Source organism: Cohaesibacter haloalkalitolerans, from assembly GCF_003574655.1.
In the GTDB taxonomy this organism is placed as follows: domain Bacteria; phylum Pseudomonadota; class Alphaproteobacteria; order Rhizobiales; family Cohaesibacteraceae; genus Cohaesibacter; species Cohaesibacter haloalkalitolerans.
Map to the genome: position 1 here is coordinate 291186 of NZ_QNUM01000003.1, position 20866 is coordinate 312051.

The 20866-nt window shown below is 55.4% G+C and carries 20 protein-coding genes and 1 tRNA gene; 11 read left to right on the plus strand and 10 right to left on the minus strand.

Features of this window, described 5'->3' with window-relative positions; translation table 11 throughout:
• Nucleotides 1-44: 44 nt before the first annotated feature.
• The 5 genes from clpX to DSL70_RS08875 form a co-directional block, all read right to left on the minus strand.
• On the minus strand, nucleotides 45-1313 hold the full coding sequence (clpX, locus tag DSL70_RS08855) for an ATP-dependent Clp protease ATP-binding subunit ClpX (protein WP_119307552.1): 1269 nt from the start codon (nucleotides 1311-1313) through the stop codon (nucleotides 45-47).
• A 264-nt stretch (nucleotides 1314-1577) separates the two neighbouring features.
• Nucleotides 1578-2225 carry an ATP-dependent Clp endopeptidase proteolytic subunit ClpP gene (gene clpP, locus DSL70_RS08860; RefSeq protein ID WP_119307553.1) on the minus strand — a complete coding sequence of 216 codons (648 nt, stop codon included), beginning with the start codon at nucleotides 2223-2225 and terminating at the stop codon, nucleotides 1578-1580.
• 485 nt (nucleotides 2226-2710) lie between these two features.
• Entirely contained in the window at nucleotides 2711-4060 is a 1350-nt protein-coding gene (gene tig, locus DSL70_RS08865; protein WP_119307554.1) for a trigger factor, read from the minus strand.
• Between the two features lie 262 nt (nucleotides 4061-4322).
• A tRNA-Leu gene (locus DSL70_RS08870) sits at nucleotides 4323-4407 on the minus strand.
• A 293-nt stretch (nucleotides 4408-4700) separates the two neighbouring features.
• Nucleotides 4701-6359 carry an NAD(P)H-hydrate dehydratase gene (locus DSL70_RS08875; protein ID WP_245418140.1) on the minus strand — a complete coding sequence of 553 codons (1659 nt, stop codon included), beginning with the start codon at nucleotides 6357-6359 and terminating at the stop codon, nucleotides 4701-4703.
• Here DSL70_RS08875 and DSL70_RS08880 point away from each other — a divergent pair.
• The 4 genes from DSL70_RS08880 (at nucleotide 6358) to DSL70_RS08895 (ending at nucleotide 9601) form a co-directional block, all read left to right on the plus strand.
• On the plus strand, nucleotides 6358-6675 hold the full coding sequence (locus DSL70_RS08880; protein ID WP_119307555.1) for a hypothetical protein: 318 nt from the start codon (nucleotides 6358-6360) through the stop codon (nucleotides 6673-6675). The genes DSL70_RS08875 and DSL70_RS08880 overlap by 2 nt on opposite strands.
• 432 nt (nucleotides 6676-7107) lie before the next feature.
• Complete coding sequence (locus DSL70_RS08885; RefSeq protein ID WP_119307556.1) at nucleotides 7108-7446, plus strand: P-II family nitrogen regulator; 339 nt, start codon at nucleotides 7108-7110, stop codon at nucleotides 7444-7446.
• A gap of 150 nt (nucleotides 7447-7596) precedes the next feature.
• Entirely contained in the window at nucleotides 7597-9006 is a 1410-nt protein-coding gene (gene glnA, locus DSL70_RS08890; protein WP_119307557.1) for a type I glutamate--ammonia ligase, read from the plus strand.
• A 163-nt stretch (nucleotides 9007-9169) separates the two neighbouring features.
• Complete coding sequence (locus DSL70_RS08895; protein ID WP_119307558.1) at nucleotides 9170-9601, plus strand: hypothetical protein; 432 nt, start codon at nucleotides 9170-9172, stop codon at nucleotides 9599-9601.
• Between the two features lie 50 nt (nucleotides 9602-9651).
• Here DSL70_RS08895 and DSL70_RS08900 read toward each other — a convergent pair whose 3' ends face one another.
• Together DSL70_RS08900 and DSL70_RS22220 are read right to left on the minus strand one after the other, a co-directional pair.
• On the minus strand, nucleotides 9652-10269 hold the full coding sequence (locus DSL70_RS08900; RefSeq protein WP_119307559.1) for a histidine phosphatase family protein: 618 nt from the start codon (nucleotides 10267-10269) through the stop codon (nucleotides 9652-9654).
• Nucleotides 10270-10331: 62 nt separating this feature from the next.
• Nucleotides 10332-10505 (minus strand): hypothetical protein, encoded by a 174-nt coding sequence (locus tag DSL70_RS22220; RefSeq protein WP_162916486.1) that lies wholly within the window; start codon nucleotides 10503-10505, stop codon nucleotides 10332-10334.
• Nucleotides 10506-10941: 436 nt separating this feature from the next.
• On the opposite strand from DSL70_RS22220, the gene parE reads away from it, so the two are divergent.
• From parE to DSL70_RS08940, 7 genes are all read left to right on the plus strand, one after another.
• Nucleotides 10942-13005, plus strand: coding sequence for a DNA topoisomerase IV subunit B (parE, locus tag DSL70_RS08910; RefSeq protein ID WP_119307561.1), 2064 nt, complete (start codon nucleotides 10942-10944; stop codon nucleotides 13003-13005).
• Nucleotides 12995-13390 (plus strand): TIGR02301 family protein, encoded by a 396-nt coding sequence (locus tag DSL70_RS08915; RefSeq protein WP_162916488.1) that lies wholly within the window; start codon nucleotides 12995-12997, stop codon nucleotides 13388-13390. Before parE ends, DSL70_RS08915 begins: the two co-directional genes overlap by 11 nt.
• 217 nt (nucleotides 13391-13607) lie before the next feature.
• Entirely contained in the window at nucleotides 13608-13886 is a 279-nt protein-coding gene (locus tag DSL70_RS08920; RefSeq protein WP_245418141.1) for a hypothetical protein, read from the plus strand.
• Nucleotides 13887-14066: 180 nt separating this feature from the next.
• Nucleotides 14067-14795 carry a hypothetical protein gene (locus tag DSL70_RS08925; protein WP_162916489.1) on the plus strand — a complete coding sequence of 243 codons (729 nt, stop codon included), beginning with the start codon at nucleotides 14067-14069 and terminating at the stop codon, nucleotides 14793-14795.
• 141 nt (nucleotides 14796-14936) lie between these two features.
• A complete protein-coding gene (locus DSL70_RS08930; RefSeq protein WP_162916491.1) occupies nucleotides 14937-15407 on the plus strand; it encodes a hypothetical protein in 471 nt (156 codons plus the stop codon).
• 228 nt (nucleotides 15408-15635) lie between these two features.
• Entirely contained in the window at nucleotides 15636-17174 is a 1539-nt protein-coding gene (locus DSL70_RS08935; protein ID WP_119307565.1) for a DEAD/DEAH box helicase, read from the plus strand.
• Nucleotides 17175-17537: 363 nt separating this feature from the next.
• The gene (locus DSL70_RS08940) at nucleotides 17538-18530 is read left to right on the plus strand and encodes a GGDEF domain-containing protein (RefSeq protein WP_245418142.1); all 993 of its coding nucleotides are present in this window, start codon (nucleotides 17538-17540) and stop codon (nucleotides 18528-18530) included.
• Between the two features lie 82 nt (nucleotides 18531-18612).
• On the opposite strand, the gene DSL70_RS08945 is transcribed toward DSL70_RS08940, so the two are convergent.
• The 3 genes from DSL70_RS08945 to DSL70_RS08955 all read right to left on the minus strand — a co-directional run bounded on the left by DSL70_RS08945 (nucleotide 18613) and on the right by DSL70_RS08955 (nucleotide 20823).
• Nucleotides 18613-18999, minus strand: coding sequence for a HesB/IscA family protein (locus DSL70_RS08945; RefSeq protein WP_119307567.1), 387 nt, complete (start codon nucleotides 18997-18999; stop codon nucleotides 18613-18615).
• 116 nt (nucleotides 19000-19115) lie between these two features.
• On the minus strand, nucleotides 19116-19454 hold the full coding sequence (locus DSL70_RS08950; protein WP_245418168.1) for an SUF system Fe-S cluster assembly protein: 339 nt from the start codon (nucleotides 19452-19454) through the stop codon (nucleotides 19116-19118).
• Between the two features lie 118 nt (nucleotides 19455-19572).
• Nucleotides 19573-20823: a cysteine desulfurase gene (locus DSL70_RS08955; protein WP_119307568.1), complete on the minus strand. Its 1251-nt coding sequence runs from the start codon at nucleotides 20821-20823 to the stop codon at nucleotides 19573-19575.
• Nucleotides 20824-20866: the final 43 nt, after the last annotated feature.

Below are 20866 nucleotides of genomic sequence, written 5' to 3' on the forward strand. Positions count from 1 at the left end.
CCCAAGGCCGCCCTTTTGAATTCATTGAGAAAACGACCGGTCGATCAGGCGGATGTCGGCTCGGCTTCGCTCTTGATGTCGCCATAGATATAGAGCGGACGCGCCTCTCCAATGACCACATCGCCGGAAATGACCACTTCTTCAACACCCTCAAGGCTCGGCAGCTCATACATTGTATCAAGCAGAATGCCTTCGAGAATGGATCTGAGGCCACGGGCACCGGTCTTGCGTTCAATCGCCTTCTTTGCAACACCGCGCAGGGCATCGTCGTGGAATGTCAGGCGAACGCCTTCCATCTCGAACAGTGCCTGATACTGCTTCACGATGGCGTTCTTGGGCTGGGTAAGAATGGAAACCAGGGCTTCCTCATCCAGATCCTCAAGGGTGGCCAGAACAGGCAGACGACCGACGAACTCGGGGATAAGACCGAATTTCAGAAGATCTTCCGGCTCCAGTTCCTTGAACAGCTCGCCAACGCCGCGTTCCTCAGGGTCTTCGACGCGTGCGCCAAAGCCGATCGAACTGTCCTTGCCGCGCGCGGCAATGATCTTGTCGAGGCCAGCAAAGGCACCGCCACAGATGAACAGGATGTTGGAGGTATCCACCTGCAGGAATTCCTGCTGCGGATGCTTGCGCCCACCCTGTGGAGGAACGGAGGCAACCGTGCCTTCCATGATCTTCAGCAGGGCCTGCTGAACGCCTTCACCGGACACGTCGCGGGTGATGGAAGGATTGTCGGACTTGCGCGAAATCTTGTCGATCTCGTCGATGTAGACAATACCGCGCTGAGCCTGTTCGACATTGTAGTCGGCAGCCTGCAGGAGCTTGAGAATGATGTTCTCGACGTCTTCACCGACATAGCCGGCTTCGGTCAGGGTCGTGGCATCAGCCATTGTAAACGGGACATCCAGGATGCGCGCCATGGTCTGGGCAAGAAAGGTCTTGCCGCAACCGGTCGGGCCGATCAGCATGATGTTGGACTTGGCAAGCTCAATGTCAGAACTTTTCTTGCCATGTGCGAGACGCTTGTAGTGGTTGTGCACGGCGACCGAAAGAACCTTCTTCGCCCTGCCCTGACCAATGACATAATCGTCCAGCACGTCGCAAATTTCCTGCGGCGTCGGGATACCATCCTTGGACTTCACCATCGAAGACTTGTTTTCTTCGCGAATGATATCCATGCACAGCTCAACGCATTCATCACAGATGAACACCGTCGGGCCCGCGATCAGCTTGCGCACTTCATGCTGGCTTTTGCCACAGAAGGAGCAGTAGAGCGTGTTTTTGCTATCACCGCCACTGGCCTTACTCATGTATGTGCCTCTTCCTTCGTTGTCGTCGGCATACTCGTTTGCCTACCGACTTACTAGTTTAAGATGCTCAGCAGTGGCTGCAAGCAAAATAAACCCGATCTCCCTGACGCCTGATGCATAAATTTGCCAAATTCAGCAGGCAACCGCCAGATTCATGAAAGCATGTACCCGAAAAGATCAATATAGGTTTAACGTGGTCTTTTCCGAATACATGAACGGCCAATCTCCTTGGGAGCCAGATTGGCAATTTCAACTTGAAGGGCCTTAGCCCTTGTCTTTGTCCTTCTTGTCCTCAGGGGCGAGAGACGACCGGTTTTCAACCACCTTGTCAACCAGACCCCAGTCCTTCGCCTCAGTGGCGGTCATGAAGTGGTCGCGATCAAGGGTGCGATCGACCGTCTCGTAGTCCTGTCCGCAATGCTTGACATAGACTTCGTTCAGACGACGCTTCATCTTGAGGATATCCTCGGCATGGCGCTGGATGTCCGATGCCTGACCCTGGAAGCCGCCGGAGGGCTGATGCACCATGATGCGGGCGTTCGGCAGCGCAAAGCGCATGCCTTTTTCACCAGCGCACAACAGCAGCGAGCCCATCGAGGCAGCCTGCCCCAGACACAGGGTGGCTACAGGAGGCTTGATGAACTGCATGGTGTCGTAAATCGACATGCCTGCGGTCACCACGCCACCTGGCGAATTGATATAGAGCGAAATCTCTTTCTTGGGATTGTCAGCTTCCAGAAACAGCAGCTGGGCGCAGACAAGGGCAGCCATGTGATCTTCAATCGGCCCAGTGATGAAGATAATGCGTTCTTTCAACAGGCGGGAGTAGATGTCATACGCGCGTTCGCCGCGGTTGGACTGCTCCACCACCATTGGAACCAGATTCATAGTGAGATCGAGTGGATCCTTCATTCGTCTTTCCTTATCAACACCAATTGGGCACAGGCATCGTCTACCCACTGCACCGCACGTCAAACCTTAAACACTAACGCTGAATAAGGCCATCTGGTGGCACAGGCCACCATTTTCGAACTCGCCCCGCCTAATGCTTTAGACAGGACAACGCCAGGCACATCGTCATTCATGCCGCGACTGGCAGCCCACCTCAGTGATACAGAACCCCGCCGGATTCTGAAGAATCATGAGGGTGGACCTTTTCTTCCCTTAACACCCTGACCGTGAATATTTTACTGACAAATACTCAAAGAGTCGGGAATCAGCCGACATTATGCCGCAGCCGAAATCCTATCCGCAAAAAGCGCACACTGGCCAGTCCATTCACTTTCTAAAATGAATAGATATGGTTAAGCGGCCAGAATTCAACATGTTGTAAACAGAAAGGCGCCCACCGTTGAAAAACGGCAGGCGCCCGGTCTGTCAGTCATGAAGAAAGGATCTTATTCCTCGTCTTCGGTGACCATCTTTTCCAGCTCTTCCTTGGAGACGGTCTTGTCTTCGACCTTCACCAGTTCGAGCAGATAGTCGACAACCTTCTCTTCGAAGATCGGGGCGCGGATGGAAGCAAGCGCTTCAGGGTTCTTCGTGTAGTATTCGAAGACCTGACGTTCCTGACCCGGGAACTGCTGGGCGCGCATCATGATGCCGCGCTGCACTTCTTCGTCGGTTACCTTGATTTCGTTCTTCTCACCGATTTCGGAGAGAACCAGACCCAGACGAACGCGACGTTCGGCAATGGCCTTGTATTCTTCCTTGGCTTTCTCTTCGGTGGTATCTTCGTCTTCGAAGGACTTGCTGGCTTCATTCATTTCAGCCATGACCTGACGCCAGATATTCTCGAATTCCTGCTCAAGCAGGGTCGGTGGAACGTCGAACTTGTGCAGCTCGTCCATCTTGTCGAGCAGCTGACGCTTCACGCGCTGGCGGGTCATCTGACCATACTGGGAAACGATCTGATCCTTGATCAGGCCCTTGAGGGTTTCAAGGGATTCAATGCCCAGCTTGGTTGCGAAGTCATCGTCGAGTTCCAGAGCGCCTGGGGCCTGAACTTCCTTGACAACGATTTCGAACTCGGCGTCCTTGCCAGCCAGATGCTCTGCGCCATATTCCTCAGGGAACTTGACCTTGACGACGGTTTCGTCACCGGCAGAAACACCGATCAGCTGATCTTCAAAGCCCGGAATGAACTGGCCGGAGCCAAGAACCAGCTGGCCATTTTCGTCAGCGCCACCTTCAAAGGCTTCGCCATCGATCTTACCCAGATAGGACATGACCACACGGTCGCCTTTTTCGGCCTTGCCTTCCTTGGTTTCAAACGGACGGGAGCTTTCGGCGATCTGGTTGAGACGCTCTTCAACTTCGCTGTCTTCAACTTCAACGACCGGACGCTCGATCTCGACGCCGGAAACATCGGCAACTTCGATGCTCGGCAGAACTTCGTAGATGATGCTGAAGTCAAGGTCGGCCTGGCCATCCATGATCTTGGCAGCTTCGAGTTCATCCTCGGTCAGCTTGTACTGGGGCTGCATCGCAGCTTTCTCAGCACGTTCTTCAAGCGTGGTGCGTGTGGTCTCGTTGATCAGCTCCTGGATGATTTCACCCATCAGAGCCTTGCCATGCAGCTTGCGGACATGAGATGCCGGTACCTTGCCTGGCCGGAAGCCGTTAATTCGGATCTGACCCTTGATTTCATCAATTTTGGCGACCAGCTTGGCTTCGAGATCAGAAGCAGGAACCACGACTTTCAGTTCGCGTTTCAGACCTTCGGACAGGGTTTCAGTGACCTGCATATCAATCTGCTTTCGTTCTTTGTCAAATTCAGTTTGGTTCGGGGCGCTCCATCGAGGCAAAACCCCGACCTTCCGGAACGTCCAATTTCTTTTCGATTTGCTGTCGTCAAACAGCCAACGCCGTCTCAAACGGCAAGGAATGGCAATAAACCAACCGGCGATCGAGCCAACAAAGACAGGCCGCAGCAGAGGCAATCCCTCTTTCTTGCGACCAGACCATGTCTCCCCCCTCTTTTCCGAATAGACCTGAAAAGAGAAGTTCTGGTACGGGTGGAGGGACTTGAACCCCCACGGCTCTCGCCACCAGAACCTAAATCTGGCGTGTCTACCAATTCCACCACACCCGCACAGCGCGGCACCTGTTGCGCCAGCAAATCGAGCGGAGCCTCTATAACACCCGATATGGAAAGCGCAAAGGGAAATTCACAAAAAGTGCAAAATTCCCCATGAGCCTTGGGGGTATTAAGGGAAATTGGCCCCAAAATCCCAAATCAGGGCAGCATCAGAGCTGCATTTCCATGCCCTCGCGTGCGGATGAATGTCGCATTATCCACCATTCCCGACCGATGATAACCCCGCAAAAAACGGGGCACAAGAAGCGGGAAAACGAACGGGTGCGAGACCCGCCGGAATCCCCTCCTCAATCGTCGTCATCTTCGTCATCATCACCGTTATAGGCATCGAGATCGGGACCGTCTCCGCCATCGGCATCATAATCCTCGAACAGGGCTTCATAGACCTTGGGCAGAGCCTCGATGATATCCTCGGAAATGAGCCCCGGCCCGAGCATCATCCCTGCCTGACTGTGCAGCCAGACCCCGGCACAGGCGGAATCGAGCGTCGGCATTCCCTGCGCCATCAGGCCACCAACAATCCCCGCCAGCACGTCGCCGCTGCCAGCGGTTGCCAGATAAGGAATGCCCTGAGAATGGATGACGCCATAGCCGTCGGGGCTTGCAACCACCGTATCGGCGCCCTTGAGAATGATGACCGCGCCGCACATCTGCGCCGCAGCAAGGGCACAATCGAGCTTGGACAGTCTCTTCTCTTCCCGCATGCGATAGGACAGGTCCGGGAACAGACGGGCAAACTCGCCCTCATGTGGAGTCAGCACAAGACGACCAGAGCGGGCCGACGGACTGTCCTTCATCATCTCGAAGCCGAAGTCACCGCTGGCAACGCCGTCGGCAAAACAGGTGATCGCATCAGCATCCAGCACCACGCCCATATCAAGGCCCAGCACATTCCGGATCAGCACATGCTGCGCCTCAGCCACACCAAGCGCGGGCCCCGCCACCAGAACATCGCAATCCCGGCGGGCAAAAACATCATTGAGAGACTCCGGACCCTTCAGCGGCTCCACCATGATGGAGGTCACTTGTGCCGCAACAGCCAGCGCCGAATCCGCAGGAGGCGCCAGCGTCACCAGCCCCGCCCCTGCCCTGAGCGCCGCGCGCGCCGCCAGCCGGGCGGCTCCGCTGTGCAAGGCATCTCCTGACAGGACAACACAATGGCCGCGATGAAACTTGTGATCGGCCAGACGCTCGGCCTGAATGACTTCAAGCGGCTTCAGCGCCTCCGGCCAGTTGCCCAGCCACAGAGTCGGTGCATTTTCAAACGCACAGCAGCCGGTTTCTTCAAGAACCGCATCCTCTATACCAATATCGGCAACGAGCAGACGGCCACACAGCGCCTTGCCCGGATACAGCACATGAGCCGGTTTCTTGCGGAAGAAGGTCACGGTCTGATCTGCCCGGACAGCAGCTCCCCCGATCTGTCCACTTGCCCCCTCGACACCACTGGGCAGATCGACCGACAACACCGGCAGCCCGCTTTCATTGATGGCATCGATCAGATCGGCCAGTTCGCCCGTGATCGGCCGATCCAGCCCGGCACCAAACAGGGCATCGATGATGATGTCCGAATCATCCCAGAGACTGGCAGAAAGACCATAAACCTCATCGCCCCATTCTTCTGCCGCCTGCTGCGCGTCGCCCTTGAGGTCCTCGACATCCACGGCACAGCCGATAATGACGCTCCAGCCCTCCTCTTCCAGCAACTGTGCCGCAACGAAGCCATCACCACCATTGTTCCCCGGCCCGCAAAGAATACAGACCATGCCGGAAGCCCCCGACCCGGTCTTTCTTTCCAGAAGGTCGATCGCCGCCGTCGCCACCGCCTGGCCCGCAGATTCCATCAATTGATACCCTTCCACCCCACCTTCAATGGTCAGGCGATCCGCTTGACCCATCTGCGCGGGAGTTAGGATTTCAACGGCACTTTCTTTCATTTCAGCCATGACGGGCAATTCCTTTAAAAAGACGAACCGGCTTTCTGCTCACGATCTCGAAAAGATTCCCGAACAGCAGCAACCAAGGCGCAGCAAAAACCTGATAACGACACAGCAGCCAAAGCAGCTGGCAATCAAAAGAATCTATAACCTCAACCGCAAAACGACAATCGCCCAACGCACAATTGTCCGCCATTTGCTGCCCGCAAGCCACGATACCCCCAAGTGTCTTGGGTCAGTCAACTGGCAGCCATTCGTCAACAGGAAAACGCAGAGCCCGAAAGAAGGTCCCGGCAGCCAGAAACACCGGGTTAACGATAAGTAAATGCACGTAACAAGCCACAACAGTTTATGCCTCGATATTATGCAAAAGTAGCGAGATTTCAGCGAAAATGATTTAAAAGTGACCATAGCCCCAAAGAGGGACGACATTCAGATAGACACACAAATGCACAAAATTAGGTCAACTGCCTATTTTTACATCAATTCATTTCCCCAAAATGCCTCAAAATTCGACCCTTGGGGACTGGCGAATTCGCAGATTTCCTGCTTTTATTTCCACCAACAGATTTGGCACATAGAATGCATAAAAATTCACTGACCGGAAAGCGGCAGACGACCTCCCTCAAGGAGGTCTGACGCGGCAGGCAATCCGGTTCAAGATTTGATCTGGGAGAGAGCGGTGAGGAAACTGGCGAAGTCCCGGGTTCGGATTTAGAGGCTCCAAAGCACAAATAGTTTGGGAAAGCGAACAGCCATGAAAAAAATCGAGGCAATTATCAAACCTTTCAAACTCGATGAAGTCAAAGAAGCACTGCAGGAAGTTGGTCTGCAGGGTATCACCGTGATTGAAGCAAAAGGGTTTGGCCGGCAGAAAGGTCATACCGAACTGTATCGTGGCGCAGAATATGTCGTCGATTTTCTTCCCAAAGTGAAGGTTGAAGTCATCCTCGCCGAGGATCAGGTCGATGCCGCCGTGGAAGCAATCCAGAAGGCAGCCCAGACCGGTCGCATTGGCGATGGCAAGATCTTCATCTCCACGATCGAACAGGCGATTCGCATCCGTACCGGTGAAACCGGCAACGACGCCATCTAATTCAGAGACAAGGAAGCTGCCGGCCTTCCCTGCCGGGGCTTTTACAATCACCTTCCAGGGAAACAGTTGAGACAAAAAGTCGGAAAATGGAAAGAACGGAGTGCAAGACGTCTTCCTTTTTCCAATTCACAGACAGTAAAGGATACTGGAATGACCACAGCAGCTGAAATCGTTAAATTGATCTCAGAGCAGGAAGTCAAATATGTTGACATCCGTTTTACCGACCCTCGCGGTAAATTGCAGCACGTAACCGTAATCGAAGACCAGGTCGATGAAGACTTCCTCGAAGAAGGCTTCATGTTTGACGGTTCCTCTATCGCCGGCTGGAAATCTATCGAAGCTTCCGACATGAAGCTGATGCCAGACTGCGACAGCGCTTACATCGATCCGTTCTATGCAGAAAAGACCCTCTGCATTCACTGCTCTGTTGTTGAGCCTGACACGGGCGCTCCATACGAACGCGATCCGCGCGGCACCGCTCTGAAAGCTGAAGCTTACCTGAAAGCGACCGGTATCGGCGACGTTGCATACTTCGGCCCAGAAGCTGAATTCTTCATCTTCGACGACGTCCGTTATTCCAACACCATGAACAAGGTTTCCTACGAAGTTGATGCAGCTGACGCTGCATGGAACACCGACACCGAATACGAATCCGGCAACACCGGTCATCGTCCGGGCGTCAAGGGTGGCTACTTCCCGGTAAACCCGACCGATTATGCTCAGGACATGCGTTCCGAGATGCTTTCCACCATGAAATCTCTCGGCATGAAAGTTGACAAGCATCACCACGAAGTGGCTTCTTGCCAGCACGAACTGGGCCTGATTTTCGGCAGCCTGACCAAACAGGGCGACGAGCTGCAGAAATACAAATATGTGATCCACAACGTTGCACAGGCATATGGCAAGTCCGCTACCTTCATGCCAAAGCCGATCTACGGCGACAACGGCACCGGCATGCACTGCAACATGTCCATCTGGAAAGACGGCAAGCCACTCTTCGCTGGCGACAAATATGCCGACCTGTCCGACGAAGCCCTATACTTCATCGGTGGTATCCTGAAGCATGCGAAAGCCCTGAACGCTTTCACCAACCCGTCCACCAACTCCTACAAGCGCCTGATCCCGGGCTTTGAAGCTCCGGTTCTGCGTGCATATTCCGCACGCAACCGTTCTGGCTGCATCCGTATTCCTTGGACCGATTCTCCGAAGGCAAAACGCGTTGAAGCCCGCTTCCCGGATCCGTCCGCCAACCCATATCTCTGCTTCGCAGCTCTGCTGATGGCTGGCCTTGATGGCATCAAGAACAAGACCCATCCGGGCGATGCCATGGACAAGAACCTCTACGATCTGCCACCAGAAGAACTCGAAGGTATCCCAACCGTTTGTGGTTCCCTGCGTGAAGCTCTTGAAGAACTCAAAGCCGACAGCGACTTCCTGCTCGCTGGCGACGTGTTCACCAAAGACCAGATCGCTGGCTACATCGAACTGAAGGAAGAAGAAATCCAGCTGTTCGAGCACACCCCGCATCCGGTTGAATTCCTGATGTACTACAGCTGCTAATCCCAGTCTGTTAAAGCATTACACGAAGGGCCGGCGTTTCCACCGGCCCTTTTCTTTTGCCTAGACTTTGCCTAGTCTTGGGGCTCTCCTTTACCCAGCCTTAAGCCGTGACTGGGATCATAAGGAACACCATCCACACCTGCACCACAGCCAACTGCTCAATATGCGAAACCTGAAGCAAAGCCTGACACATGTCAGTCACCAAGAAGCTCTGTCCAAACTCAAGGAATACCGTGAGGTCAAGATCTCTCCGGTGGATAGTCTGGCAGCATTCGCTGAACTGTTCATTCAAGAAGCCGGTCTGAGCCTGACTGCCTTGCCAAAGCTCAACCAGTCATTGCAAGGCTTTCAACACAACTCCAAGGCCCCTCTTGGTGCAGCTTGCTCATTTGCCCTTAAACACACCGAAGGCATAGCTAGGTTGTCATTGATTTTTCAGACGAACCGGGACTATCTATTGCTCGAAACAATCGACCCGGCCACGGGCTCCATATCCCACCAACATCTCAACTTGAGGATACATCTCGACGATCCCGAGCGAATGAAAAGCCTGGGCCGAAAAATTTACAAAGCCTTTCGTCAATTTGACACCTAACGCTCTGGGTCAAGATTACGCACTTTTCTAAGCAAGATTTGGACTGGAAACTAGCCATCATTAGGCATTGCAAACATAGCGGTCGTTAGTTCATGCATCGGACGCCACCCATGCAGCATCTTGCGCGCACCCCAGTCATAGGCGAAATGGTGCCCCGGTAGAGGTGCGTCTGCCTGCGAGCCGATTGACTGCCCTGTCAAGTGGCACTGGAGCAGGGCACCAATCCGGCCATGACCGACAAACAGCACGTCACCACGCATCCCGCGGGCAATCACCTGTTCCATGGCCAAATGATAGGCTGCGGCGATCCTGTCCTGCGCATCCTGTGCCGTCTCGCGGCCTTCCAACTGACCGGACAAAGGTTTGGCAAAAACCTGACCTATGCGGTCAAGCACCCCTCTCTTTGGCAGCGGGGCGATGACCATGGTTTCGCATTCGTTCATGTCGGGGTCGGCTACGGGGCGGACGGTCAAATGCTCTGCAAGAACGCTCCCGGCCTGTCGTGCCCCATGCCACTCACTGGTGAAGATATAGCTTATCCCGGTGAGCACATCGCTACGGGCGAAAATCTCAAGCTGCTCGATCGCCACATCGCTAAGCATCTGTTCTGATGCAGCACGTTCGACGTCGGCAACGACCTCAGGGCAAATGAGATATCGAACCAGCATAGGGGAATCAGACCCTGTTCTGTTTGCAGGACGTCAGGAGTGACAAAAGAAGCACAGGCCTCCTACAGCAGCAGGAAAAACATTGCAAGGAAGCAGGTCGCGGTCGCATTGAGCCACGGAGACATGCCGGAAACATGCTGATAACGCGCACGCGCCCGGTCAGCCCGGTAAAGGCTCGACTTCAGCTCAAACACCGACGCTCGCAGATTGTCTATTTCGGCTTCAACCTGTTTCATGAATATTCCGTTTGATCTGTCCCCGTTGCCTCAAATCTACCGCCTCAATGGTTAACAAAGATTAACCATAACACGAAACTTCGACCTCCATTTGCCCTCCATTTGACATCTATGGGCAAATGATCCTGAAGGAATGAAGCAGCCCGACCAGACACGGCTTGTGCCAGCGCACTCCGTGCAGGTCTGCGCGCGAAACGTCCCTGTTCTGCGGCGGATTTCCGCTGCGCTCCACATTTCCTTGTTACGACCTCTTGACCGGAAAGGCTTTGCTGAAGACATTGTGGAAACGAATATGAGCCTGATTCGCGCGGTTTAAAGCGCATCATTTGGCTTGCGAACAGCCCGGAAACTGTTAAGACCGAACTGAAGGGATTGGCGACATCCAACACATTCGTTGCCAAACCGGAATTGTCCTGTCGGAACCCAAGAGTAGTCCATGTCTGCGTCTGACGATCTTTTTGCCTCTGTGCCAACACCAAAAGGCGGCGCCTCTGCCCCAAGGCAACCCAAAGCGGAAACGCCAAAGCCTCAGGCCCAGAGCAATCCGGCACCGTCCGTTCCCGGCGTCAAGGCTGATTATACGGCAGCCGACATCGAGGTTCTGGAAGGTCTCGAGCCCGTGCGTCGCCGTCCCGGCATGTATATTGGCGGCACCGACGAAAAGGCGCTGCACCATCTGTTTGCCGAAATCATCGACAACTCCATGGACGAGGCCGTTGCGGGCTATGCGTCATGGATCGAGGTGGAACTGCTGCCGGACAATGTGATCACCGTCACCGACAACGGGCGCGGCATTCCGGTTGATCCGCATCCGAAATTCCCCAACAAGTCGGCGCTCGAAGTCATCTTCACCACCCTGCACGCCGGCGGCAAATTCGATTCTGCGGTCTATGAAACCTCCGGCGGTCTGCATGGCGTGGGCGCATCGGTTGTCAACGCCCTGTCCGAAACCATGTCCGTCGAAGTTGCCACCAACAAGAAGCTCTATCGCCAGAGCTTTTCCCGCGGCATCCCGACCGGTTCGCTGGAATTTCTGGGCGACATCCACAACCGCCGCGGCACCAAGGTCACCTTCAAGCCCGACCATGAAATCTTCGGCAAGAAGATTCGCTTCAAGCCGGAGCAGTTGCTCAACATGGCTCGCTCCAAGGCCTATCTGTTTGGCGGTGTCGAGATTCGCTGGAGCTGCGCGCCCGAACTGCTGGAACACAATCCCGAGGTTCCTGCCAAGGCGACCTTCCACTTCCCGAGCGGCCTCAAGGACTATCTGGCCGCAACGCTGGGCAAGCAGAATCTGGTGACGCCGGAAATCTTCGCTGGCCGCACTGAGAAGACCTCCGGCCATGGTGCCGTCGAGTGGGCCGTATGCTGGTTTGGTGGCGACGGATTCTTCAATTCCTATTGCAACACCGTGCCTACACCGGAAGGCGGCACCCATGAGGCTGGCCTGCGCACCGCACTGTTGCGTGGCCTCAAGAATTACGCTGAGCTGACCAACAACAAGAAGGGGGCGGTGATCACTGCCGATGACGTGATGACCAGCGCCGGGGCCCTGCTCTCGGTCTTCATCCGCGAGCCGGAATTTGTTGGCCAGACCAAGGATCGTCTGGCAACCATGGCCGCCACCCGCATCGTCGAGCAGGCCTTGCGCGACCAGTTCGACCACTGGCTGACCAACGCACCGCAACAGGCAAACCGCCTGCTCGAATGGGTCATCGACCGTGCCGACGAGCGCCTGCGCCGCCGCAAGGAAAAGGACGTCAGCCGCAAGTCTGCCGTGCGCAAGCTGCGCCTGCCGGGCAAGCTGGCCGACTGTTCGCAGAATGCCAAGGGCGATACCGAACTGTTCATCGTGGAAGGGGATTCCGCTGGTGGCTCCGCCAAGCAGGCCCGCAACCGGACCACACAGGCCGTTTTGCCCCTGCGCGGCAAGATCCTCAACGTCGCCAGCGCCTCCAGCGACAAGCTGCACGCCAACCAGTTGCTGGCTGATCTGGTTCAGGCTCTGGGCTGCGGCACGCGCAAGAATTACAATGATGACGATCTGCGCTATGACCGCGTCATCATCATGACCGATGCTGACGTCGACGGAGCTCATATCGCCTCGCTGCTGCTGACCTATTTCCAGCGGGAAATGCCGCAGTTGATCCATAACGGCCACCTGTTCCTCGCCGTGCCGCCGCTCTACCGCATCAGTCAGGGCGGCAAGACGCTCTACGCGCGCGACGACCTGCACAAGGAAGAGCTGCTCAACAAGGAATTCAAGGGCAAAGGCAAAATCGAGATCGGCCGCTTTAAAGGCCTTGGCGAAATGCGCTCGGATCAGCTCAAGGATACGACCATGGACCCCAAGAACCGGACATTGCTGAAAGTGCAGATCGTTGATATGGTTCCAGGTCAAACCAAGGAAGTCGTAACGCGCCTGATGGGAAACAAGCCGGAAGCACGCTTCGAATTCATTCAGGAGAATGCTGAATTTGCGACCGATCTTGACATTTGATGCTAAGGCTCGCCCCTTCATCCTGATGTTGATGCTGACATTCAGCCAAGGTTCAATGCCAGCCCGGGCGGCGGACAACAACCTGCCGCCTTATGAGCAGAATTTGCGGCGCCTCAGCTCCGTGGTCGGTGCGCTCATGTATCTGGACCCATTGTGTAACCAGAGCGACCCAAAAGACTGGTACTTCCACATGGCGGCGCTGCTTGAGGCAGAGAATGCCGACGACTCGCGAACCCGGCAATTGAAGGACCGTTTCAACAAAAGCTACCAGACTTTTTCCCACACCTACCGGAGCTGCAACGAGCAGGCCCGCAAGATCACTGAGCTTTATCACGCTGAGGGTCAGGCCCTTCTCACCACGCTGAAACTCAAACACGCCCGTTAACCATGCAGGTTAATTTCTACGGAAAACCTTAACCTTTTGGTAACGAATTCCTCCGCACCTGATCAGAATCTGATATCTCTAGGTCATCGATTGAAGAATCAAGGCCTTGAGAATCGGCAGCCTGCGACATTGCCCGTTGAAACAGTTCAACAGACACCGCAGCATTCCTCCGCTTTCTCATACAGTTAAGACAAGTGTTCCGAGGAGACGCGTAACCATGACTGATCGCACCTGTTTGAACCAAGGTTCAGCCCCGGAACTCGAAATCGTTGATCTCGACAAACAGAAGCAGCGTGCGCTCTGCATTCTGGGCGATCTGTGGGATCAGGCTTCCGATGATGGCATCAACATCGACTGCCTCGCCCATGCAGCGCTGTTTCAGGCCCTCAGCAGTCTTGTTCTGGCCTATGGCGAAGAGACGGTTTCCAAATTCTGCTCTGACCTGCCAAACCGCATTCTCTGCGGCGACTATACCCTCGACAGGAATCTGCAATAACCCTCTGTTGACGAGATCGTGAACAGAGCACCTGCGCGCCACCTTTTCTCCTTGCAATGGGGCGCGTCTGCAGGAACACTCGTGGCCAGAGAATAAGGCCCTGAAGCGCGGCACGCCTTCAACGTCAGGCGCAGCGCGGGGCTTCATACCATCGAGGTCGCCTGCACGATGTTCGGACACATGCTGAAGATGCCGTCCCGTTCCATATCCGCCATACTGCTTTCGATGGCCCTGAACCTGCCACTGCTCGCCGCATCCATGGCGGCAAGCGGTGTCACCATTGATGGTGTCGTTCCGGAACCGGACTTTTCTGCCGCCAGTCAGGGTGCGCCCTACACCACCGAGGACGGCCCAATCACCTCGATGGGCACCGTTGATGGCTACCCGGTCGGCAGTCAGAACGGACTGACCATTTCGACCACCACCCCGCAGGGACCAGAGATATATCGCGATCTGAACCTGCTCCCCGAGCCGGTCTGGCGCATGGTCAATGCCCTGCAGACGGGTTGTCAGGCAGGCAATCTCGAAGCCCTGCGTGGCGCAATCGAGATGAACGAAATGCCGCCTAGCTTCGGTCCGGACGCTTCAGATCTGCCAGACCCGATCGCGCGCCTGCGAAGTCTTTCCGATCACGAAGACAACAAGGATCAGGACATCTGCGACGCGCTGGAGAAGATTCTGGCCAGCGGCTTCGTTCTTGCTGACTTTGAGGGTCCCTATGAAATGTTCGTCTGGCCCTATTTTGCCCACTATCCGCTGGCCGCTCTCAACGACCAGCAAAGGGTGGAGCTGACGCAAATCGTCCCCGAAAAAGGCTATGCCGATCTGCTGCGCACCGGCTACTACACCTATTTTCAGCTAGGTATTAGCCCGAATGGCGTCTGGCAATATTTCTTCAAAGAGCAGTAAATTGCCCCAGCAGCCGGGTTTTTGCCTTTTCATTCCTTGAAACAACGTCCATCCTTTCCATATGCAATCTTAACGACCGGAGAGGAAACAAGGTCGGCCCCAAAAGCATCATCTTGGGACCTGCAGGGAGACAGGGAACACATGGGACGCTCCAGACAGCCACGGCAACGGCGCATTTTTGCCCCCTTGCAAAACCACCATGAAGACTACCGCCGGGAATTCAGCCTCAGAACGCGAAAACCCCAAAGCTACGGGAACGTGATCCGACGCACCTTGTTCTTCCAACTGCGTCTCGCCGCAGACAATCTGCGCGACCTCCTGCTTAGCCCCATCGCGATTTTCGCAGCCCTATTGGGTCTGCTCCGCCCCAGTGACCCCTCATGGGCACTCGACCGGCTGATGATCTTCGGCAGGGCAACCGATCGCTGGATCAACCTGTTTGAGGAAGAACCCCACGTGCCAGCAGAACGCGGCGCCTGCACCATCGACGATCTGTTCGATCATGTCGAAACCAAAATAAAGTCGACGCTCGACCCGGAAACCCCGACAGAAGAATCTACATGGGCAAGCAGCTTTGCCGCTTTTCAGGCCACGCACCAGTCGAGAAAATGATAAGCGCGGTTTTACACCGAATGGTTTTGCCCAAGACGGTTCAAGTTTGGGGAAAATCGTCTAAATGCGTCTTTTGACGTCGCAAATAAACCGTATTTACTGCATTGCATTGACAAATTCGCTCAGAATCGTATGGTTCCGCCAATTCTAAAACCTATGCACGTTTTCAGGCTTGCTCAATCTTGAGAAACACCAAAAACGCAGCACAACAATTGGTTCCATCATCTGATGAATTTTTCGGATCTAGGTCTGAGCGAAAAGGTGCTCGCAGCAGTGAGATCTGCTGGGTATGAAAAACCGACTCCAATTCAGGAGCAGGCCATTCCCCATGTTTTGGCCAGACGTGACGTTTTGGGCGTAGCCCAGACCGGCACCGGCAAAACCGCCTCCTTCACTCTGCCGATGCTTTCTTTGCTCGAGACCGGACGCGCCAGAGCGCGCATGCCTCGTACTCTTATTCTGGAACCGACAAGAGAACTGGCTGCCCAGGTTGAACAGAGTTTTGTAGTTTACGGCCAGAACCACCGACTGACGGTATCCCTGCTGATTGGCGGCGTTTCCTTTGCGGACCAGCTCAAGAAGCTTGATCGCGGGGCCGACGTGCTGATTGCCACGCCGGGTCGCCTGCTCGACCATTTCGAACGCGGCAAACTGCTGCTGACCGGCGTTGACACCTTTGTTGTCGACGAAGCCGACCGCATGCTGGACATGGGCTTCATTCCGGATATCGAACGCATTTGCAAACTGCTGCCCCCCACACGCCAGACGGTCTTCTTCTCGGCAACCATGCCCAAGGAGATCCAGCATCTCGCGGACCAGTTCCTGCGCAATCCCGTCAAGGTCGAGGTGGCACCGGCCGCTTCTACCGCCAAGACGATCACCCAGCGCCTGATCTCGTCCGGCTCCAAGCCATGGGACAAGCGCGCTGTTCTGCGCTCGCTCATCGACAATGCCAAGGACCTGAAGAACGCCATCATTTTCTGCAACCGCAAGCGCGATGTTGCTACGGTCTGCCGATCTCTGACCAAACACGGCTACAGCGCTGGTGCCCTGCATGGCGACATGGACCAGACGTCCCGCATGGCAACGCTTGACGGATTCAAGAAAAACGAAGTCACACTGCTCGTCGCCTCCGACGTAGCAGCCCGCGGCCTTGACATTCCAACCGTCAGCCACGTCTTCAACTTCGATCTGCCAACCCATGCGGAAGACTATGTCCATCGCATCGGTCGTACGGGCCGCGCCGGTCGCGAGGGAACAGCCATTTCCATCGCCACCAAAGCCGACCGCAAATATATTGACGCCATCGAAGCGTTGACCGGTGACACGATCGAATGGATTGGCGCTATCGATTTCTCGTCAAGCTCATCCGAGGGCGATGATGAAGAGCGCGGCAATTCGCGCAAGCCATCCCGTCGCGGTCGCGGCAAACAGCGCTCGGACGCACCGAAAAACACCGAAGCAAGGAAGCAGGATACTCCCAAGCAGGAAGAGCGGCGTCAGGAAAAGGCTCCCGCTCCGCGCAGGAAGGAACAGCCAGCACCGACGCCGGCGCCGGTTTCGGCTCCCGTCAGCGCTGCGGACTATGGCGACCCTTCGCCGAGGCCCGTTCCTTCCCGCAACGAAGCCTCGCGCAACAACAGGGGACGCTCCAAGGATCGCGGTGAACGGCAAGTGATTGGCATGGGCGATCATGTCCCTGCATTTCTTTTGTTGCCCATTCGCCCGACCAAGGAAAAGGAACAGAAGAACGGCACTTCCGATTGAACCATCGGTGCACGCTTTCTGCTTTTCGCACGAACAATGCCGTATGATCCGGCTTGAAACACCCCTTTTGAAAAGGGGTGTTTTTTTATGTCCGCAGACACAAACCCGGTACGAAAGCCTCCCCAAAACACATCAAACGCAGCATTTTTCATTCAGTTTGGTACAGAATTTTTCCTTCCGGAAACATGAACTCTGCCATATTTAACGTCGCTTTAAGCCTTGATCCAATAAGATTACCCAAAATTTGGGGCGAACCGAGGGGATTGCGTGACTAGTCACGTAGAAAACGCAATGGACAATAGCGATTTCAAACGCACATATATCTATGGTGAGTCAGCGCTGGGGAATCTGAAGAAAAATCAGATGCCGGCTTACCCGCGCAACTATGAAATCTGGTACACATATGCAGCCGGGTTCAATCGCGGATTGAACAAGGCAATCAACGATATCCTCCGCACGAGCGGGTCAATCACGCTCTCTCAGCTGGATGCAATCTACAATGAGCATCTGGCTCCGAGTCGGCTTGGCGACCGCGTCGATGAAGTCGGGGGCAAGATTTCGAATGAAATCCGGTCCATTGTCCGCGAGGTCGAAGGATATATTTCCGCAACGGCCCACTATGGCGACACCCTTATGGGTGCTTCGCGCAATCTTTCCCAAACGGAAGACCGGCACGTCATTCGCGAAATCGTCAAGGAACTCATTCAGGAAACCAAGGAAGCCGAAGAGCAGAACCGGACCCTGAGTGAACAGCTGGCTGCGTCGCAAGCGCAGGTTCAGCAGCTTCGCGAGTCTCTGGACACCATCCGTTACGAATCCCTGACCGACGATCTGACCACCCTTGCCAACCGCAAACATTTTGACCGGTCGCTGGCACAGGCGATGGAAGAAGCGCAGGAAAGCGACGAACCATTGTCGCTGCTGATGACGGACATCGACCACTTCAAGAAATTCAACGACACCTATGGCCATCAGACGGGGGATCAGGTGCTCCGCCTCGTGGCTGTGGCGGTCAAGCAGAATGTCAAGGGACGCGATGTCCCCTGCCGTTATGGCGGCGAGGAATTTGCCGTTGTCCTGCCAAACACCAATTTGCGCCAGGCCGTTGCCGTTGCCGAGAGCATCCGCAAGGCCGTGATGGCCAAGGAACTGATCAAGCGCTCGACCGGCGAAAATCTTGGCCGCATCACCATTTCCATCGGCTGCTCAACCCTTTCCAAGGGCGACACCATTCAGGATCTGATCGAGCGCGCCGACCAGTCGCTCTATGCTGCCAAACGCGGTGGCCGCAATCTGGTCAAGTGCGAGACCGACCCGGACGTCAATCTGCTGGCCGATGCCTCCGGCGCGGCCTGAGAGCACAAGCCAGTCTTGCGATAACAAAAAAGCGGCCTGAAGGGCCGCTTTTTTGTATCCGGATATTCGCTCGGAGCCAGTCTCAGGCGTTGTTACGCATTGCGTCCAGTGCAGAAGGATCGACAGGCGTCAATTCAACCGACTCGCCGCAACCACAAGCGGATGTCTGGTTAGGGTTATTAAAAGTCAGCCCCGACCTGAACTTGGTCTGTTCATAGCCAAGCTCTGTCCCCAACAGGAAGAGCACCGCCTTCGGATCGACATAGACGGACACGCCCTTGTCCTCGACCAGATCATCCGCCGGATTGACCTCGGTGACCTTGTCCAGCACATATTCCATACCGGCACAGCCGCCGTTCTTGACGCCAATCCGGATGCCCTTGATCGGCTCGTCGGAGCCGTCAACGATCGACCGGATGAAATCGGCGGCCTCATCCGAGATCGACAGAACCTGAAATCTGCCTGCCATATCCGTACCTTCCTAAAAGCAAGTCCGAGCGAGCAAAAGCCCAGGCAAGGACAACAACAATTCCCAGCGCGCCACAAACAGCCAGAGAGCCAGCCGATGCTATTCGCACGCAGATCCTAGTACCAGTTGATGGCGATCTTGGCTTCTTCGCTCATCCGGTCCGGCGTCCAGGGCGGATCAAACACCATGTTGACCTTGACGATACCGACACCGGCCACAGACCCGACGGCATTTTCCACCCATGCGGGCATTTCCCCGGCAACCGGACAACCGGGAGCCGTCAGCGTCATGTCGATTTCGACATTGCGGTCATCATCGATATCGACCCGGTAGATCAAACCGATCTCGTAGATATCGGCCGGAATCTCGGGGTCATAGACGGTTTTGAGCGCTTCGATGATATCGCCGGTCAGCCGTTCAAGCTCAGCTTCGGGAATACCGGAGCCCTGCTTCATGTTCGGCACATTTGGCTCTGCGGCCTCACCATTGCTAACTGTTTCACTCATCATTTCGAACCTATCTTTCTGTCCCTTGTTCTCTGGTCACCGGAAACCGGCCACACAAGACAGCTCCTCATGAGAAAAAGGACCGAGCCTTCACCAACGCGTCGGCGAGAATATCAATTTCCGCCTTGGTGTTGTAAAGGCCGAACGAGGCCCGGCAGGTAGATGTCACCCCATACCGGGTCAATAGCGGCTGTGCACAATGCGTGCCAGCTCGAACAGCAACACCGGACCGATCGATCACCATCGATACGTCGTGCGCGTGAATTCCATCCAGAGCAAAGGAAATGATGGCGCCCTTTTCCCTTGCATGGCCGAGAATGCGGAGCGAATTGATCGAGCCCAGCTTGTCGTGCGCATAGGCGCGCAAGCTCTCCTCGTGGGCCGCAATCCGTTCACGCCCGATACTATCCATATAGTCAAGCGCCACGCCCAATCCAATGGCCTGCACAATCGGCGGCGTGCCTGCCTCGAATTTATGCGGCGCCACGCCATAGGTCACGCCCTCAAGGGTCACGTCCTTGATCATCTCGCCACCTCCCATGAAGGGCGGCATGGCATCGAGCAGTTCACCCTTGGCATAGAGCGCCCCGATACCAGACGGACCGTAGAGCTTGTGCCCGGTGATCGCGAGAAAGTCCACGTCGAGATCCTGCACGTCAATCGGCATGTGTACCGCGCTCTGGCTGGCATCAACCAGAACCTTGGCCCCGGCTGCGTGCGCCTTGCGGATCACCTCCTTGACCGGAACGATCGTGCCGATGGCATTGGACATCTGCGTGATGGCGACAACCTTTGTCTTTTCCGTCAGAAGCTTCTCAAACTCTTCCATCAGGAAATTGCCGTCGTCATCGACCGGTGCCCACTTGATGACCACACCGAGCCGCTCGCGCAGGAAGTTCCATGGCACGATGTTGGAATGATGTTCCAGAATGGAGATGATGACCTCATCCCCCTCACCAAGCACCATGCCGCCATAGGAGCTGGCCACAAGATTGATCGCTTCCGTCGATGACCGGGTGAAAATGATGTTGTCAACCGACGGCGCATTGAGAAAGCGGCGCACCGTTTCGCGCGCAGCCTCGAACTTGTCAGTCGCCAGATTGGACAGGAAGTGCAATCCCCGGTGCACGTTGGCATAATCGTTGGAGTAGGCATCACTGATGGCATCGATCACCACCTTGGGCTTCTGCGCCGAAGCACCATTGTCGAGATATACCAATGGCTTGCCATAGACTTCCCGCGACAGGATGGGGAAATCCGCTCTGATGGCCTCAACATCATAATGCTGATCCGCGGCCTGCGGGAGAGATTGCGTCATGGTCCTAGATCCAGTTTTCGCCCCCCTCATGAGGGGGACTTGT

Bases quoted from the DNA above. Each gene is read 5' to 3' on its own strand.
- DSL70_RS08875 (WP_245418140.1), bottom strand. From the start codon at position 6,359: ATGGCTGAAATGAAAGAAAGTGCCGTTGAAATCCTAACTCCCGCGCAG.
- DSL70_RS08945 (WP_119307567.1), bottom strand. From the start codon at position 18,999: ATGGCAGGCAGATTTCAGGTTCTGTCGATCTCGGATGAGGCCGCCGAT.
- DSL70_RS08895 (WP_119307558.1), top strand. From the start codon at position 9,170: ATGCGAAACCTGAAGCAAAGCCTGACACATGTCAGTCACCAAGAAGCT.
- glnA (WP_119307557.1), top strand. From the start codon at position 7,597: ATGACCACAGCAGCTGAAATCGTTAAATTGATCTCAGAGCAGGAAGTC.
- DSL70_RS08900 (WP_119307559.1), bottom strand. From the start codon at position 10,269: ATGCTGGTTCGATATCTCATTTGCCCTGAGGTCGTTGCCGACGTCGAA.
- DSL70_RS08880 (WP_119307555.1), top strand. From the start codon at position 6,358: ATGACGGGCAATTCCTTTAAAAAGACGAACCGGCTTTCTGCTCACGAT.
- DSL70_RS08950 (WP_245418168.1), bottom strand. From the start codon at position 19,454: ATGAAGCAGGGCTCCGGTATTCCCGAAGCTGAGCTTGAACGGCTGACC.
- clpX (WP_119307552.1), bottom strand. From the start codon at position 1,313: ATGAGTAAGGCCAGTGGCGGTGATAGCAAAAACACGCTCTACTGCTCC.
- DSL70_RS08930 (WP_162916491.1), top strand. From the start codon at position 14,937: ATGGGACGCTCCAGACAGCCACGGCAACGGCGCATTTTTGCCCCCTTG.
- DSL70_RS08885 (WP_119307556.1), top strand. From the start codon at position 7,108: ATGAAAAAAATCGAGGCAATTATCAAACCTTTCAAACTCGATGAAGTC.
- DSL70_RS22220 (WP_162916486.1), bottom strand. From the start codon at position 10,505: ATGAAACAGGTTGAAGCCGAAATAGACAATCTGCGAGCGTCGGTGTTT.
- DSL70_RS08925 (WP_162916489.1), top strand. From the start codon at position 14,067: ATGCTGAAGATGCCGTCCCGTTCCATATCCGCCATACTGCTTTCGATG.
- clpP (WP_119307553.1), bottom strand. From the start codon at position 2,225: ATGAAGGATCCACTCGATCTCACTATGAATCTGGTTCCAATGGTGGTG.
- parE (WP_119307561.1), top strand. From the start codon at position 10,942: ATGTCTGCGTCTGACGATCTTTTTGCCTCTGTGCCAACACCAAAAGGC.
- DSL70_RS08955 (WP_119307568.1), bottom strand. From the start codon at position 20,823: ATGACGCAATCTCTCCCGCAGGCCGCGGATCAGCATTATGATGTTGAG.
- DSL70_RS08935 (WP_119307565.1), top strand. From the start codon at position 15,636: ATGAATTTTTCGGATCTAGGTCTGAGCGAAAAGGTGCTCGCAGCAGTG.
- DSL70_RS08940 (WP_245418142.1), top strand. From the start codon at position 17,538: ATGCCGGCTTACCCGCGCAACTATGAAATCTGGTACACATATGCAGCC.
- tig (WP_119307554.1), bottom strand. From the start codon at position 4,060: ATGCAGGTCACTGAAACCCTGTCCGAAGGTCTGAAACGCGAACTGAAA.
- DSL70_RS08920 (WP_245418141.1), top strand. From the start codon at position 13,608: ATGACTGATCGCACCTGTTTGAACCAAGGTTCAGCCCCGGAACTCGAA.